Annotated in this window: 3 protein-coding genes; 2 read left to right on the top strand and 1 reads right to left on the bottom strand. The window is 69.7% G+C overall.

What is annotated here, in order from left to right:
* A partial coding sequence (locus IQ216_RS13465) for a peroxiredoxin (RefSeq protein ID WP_370566754.1) occupies positions 1–592 on the top strand: 592 nt, incomplete at its 5' end.
* Positions 593–633: 41 nt separating this feature from the next.
* Positions 634–1,827 (top strand): anhydro-N-acetylmuramic acid kinase, encoded by a 1,194-nt coding sequence (locus IQ216_RS13460; protein WP_193815876.1) that lies wholly within the window; start codon positions 634–636, stop codon positions 1,825–1,827.
* Here the strand turns inward: IQ216_RS13460 and IQ216_RS13455 are convergent.
* The gene (locus IQ216_RS13455; protein ID WP_193815875.1) at positions 1,813–2,133 is read right to left on the bottom strand and encodes a hypothetical protein; all 321 of its coding nucleotides are present in this window, start codon (positions 2,131–2,133) and stop codon (positions 1,813–1,815) included. The genes IQ216_RS13460 and IQ216_RS13455 overlap by 15 nt on opposite strands.
* Between the last annotated feature and the right edge of the window lie 181 nt (positions 2,134–2,314).

Here is a 2,314-nt window from a genome sequence, read left to right as displayed (position 1 = left end):
ATCCCAGCTGGGTCCGATCCACTTCTATGACTACGCCGGCGAGAGCTGGGTGGTGCTGTTTTCCCATCCCGCCGACTACACCCCCGTCTGCACCACTGAGCTGGGGGTCGTGTCCCGCCTGCGCCCCGAATGGGAGAAGCGCAACGTCAAGACCATCGCCCTGAGTGTCGACTCCGCCGAGAGCCACAAGGGTTGGATCGGTGACATCAACGAAACCCAGAGCACCAGCGTCGACTACCCGATCCTCGCCGATGCCGACAAGACGGTGAGCAATCTCTACGGGATGATCCATCCCAAGTCGCTCAACAACCTCACGGTGCGCTCGGTGTTCATCATCGACCCCAACAAGAAGCTGCGCCTGCAGATCACCTACCCCGCCAGCACGGGCCGCAACTTTGACGAGATCCTGCGCGTGATCGATTCGCTGCAGCTCACCGACTACCACCAGGTCGCCACGCCGGTGAACTGGAAGGACGGTGAGGACTGTGTGGTGGTGCCCTCCATCTCCACAGACGAAGCCCGCGTCAAGTTCCCGAAGGGTGTCACGGAAGTGAAGCCCTACCTGCGGATGACCCCTCAGCCCAACAAGTGAGGCTGACCTGAAGCGGGGCCGTCATGGCCCTCTCTTCCCCCATGAAGGTGCTGGGCCTGATGAGCGGCACCAGTGCCGATGGCGTTGATGCCGTGCTGGCCAGCTTTGCTGGCCCCGCCACCACACCCCGCTGGGAACTGCTCGGCCGCGCAGCGGTGCCCTACCCCGCCGACCTGCGCCAGCGGCTGATCGCCTTTGGCCAGGGGGATCCCTGCAGTGCCGCAGCCATCCTCGAACTGGCCGAAGCCGTCACCGACGTGCAGGCGGAGGCCGCCCTGGCCTGCGATCCCCACGGCCAAGCGGAGCTGGTGGGTTGCCACGGCCAGACGGTGTGGCACCGCCCTCCAGCGCCTGAGCGCGAGGGCAACAGCTGGCAGTTGCTGCAGGCCACCAGGCTGGCTGCCCGGTTGGGACGAGCTGTGGTGCACGACTTTCGCGCCGCCGACCTGGCCCTCGCTGGCCAGGGGGCCCCGCTCGTGCCTCCCGCCGATGCGGCGCTGCTGGGGCGCATCGACGGCTGGAGGGGGGTGCTCAACCTCGGCGGCATCGCCAATCTCACCCTGATCCCGCCAGCCCACGGTCCCGAGCGTCACGCCAGCCTGCTGGGCTGGGACTGCGGCCCCGCCAACACCCTGGTGGACCTGGCGGTGGAGCGCTTCAGTGGCGGGCGCCACAGCTTTGATGCCGGCGGCGCCTGGGCCAGCCGTGGCCACATCGATCACGCCGTGGTGGAGACCTGGCTGCAGGAGCCCTATTTCCAGCAGGCCCCACCCAAGTCGACCGGGCGGGAGCTCTTCGGGCGGACCGATCTGGAGCGGCGGCTGCAGCATCTCAGGGTCTCAGTTGGCCTCGCCTCAGCCAGCAGCCCCGCAGCCAGCAGCGCCCCGGCCGAACTGGAGGCGGCCGACGTGCTCGCCAGCCTCACCGCCTTCAGTGCGGCTGCCGTGGCCCAGGAGCTGAGGCATGGCCCCCAGCCGGTGGAGCTGCTTCTGGCCGGCGGCGGTGCCCGCAATCAGCTGCTGGTGGCGCAGCTGCGGCAGCGCTGCCGGGGCGTGATCGTGCGGCCGCTGGCCGACTTCGGCCTGCAGGACAGCGACCGTGAGGCCCTGGCCTTTGCCCTGCTGGCCTGGTGGAACCATCGAGGCCATCCGGGCAACGCCCCTGCGGTGACCGGTGCCCGGCGCTCCAGCCTGCTGGGGGTGTGGGTGCCTCCCCCCGGCTCAGCTCCCGGCTGACGGGCCCGGCCGCTGCAGGCGCAGCCGCTTCGGGGCGCCCCGCAGTCTTGGGGTGCGCTGCTGTCCCTGGGTCTCCAGCTGCTGGCGCAGGGCGTCGGCACTGACGGGACCCGCGCCCTCACCGCCGCGGCGGGCCTGCTCCAGCCGGGCGACCCCCTGCTGGATCAGCACCTTGGCCATGTTGCTCACGGTGCGGGAGTCCTGCTCGGCCAGGGCAGCCAGCCGCTGACAGAGCTCCTCAGGCAACACCACCTGGATCCTGGGCGACTTGGGACGCCCGCTGGAGGAGGTTTGCCGGGTCGGCACGCCAGGAAGCCAGAAAGGGTGAGCTGAACCAGGGACGGGAGGGCCAGGGAGCGCGCCCGTTCGGCGCGCCTGGAGCGCGCCCGTTCGGCGCGCCTGGAGCGCGCCCGTTCGGCGCGCCTGGAGCGCCCCGGAGGTCCAGCAGGATCCTAATGGCAACTTTCGCGTGCACATGGATACTAAC

This window comes from Cyanobium sp. LEGE 06143 (genome assembly GCF_015207535.1).
In the GTDB taxonomy this organism is placed as follows: Bacteria; Cyanobacteriota; Cyanobacteriia; order PCC-6307; family Cyanobiaceae; genus NIES-981.
This window is presented reverse-complemented; position numbering and strand designations above follow the sequence as displayed.

Bases quoted from the DNA above. Each gene is read 5' to 3' on its own strand.
- IQ216_RS13460 (WP_193815876.1), top strand. From the start codon at position 634: ATGAAGGTGCTGGGCCTGATGAGCGGCACCAGTGCCGATGGCGTTGAT.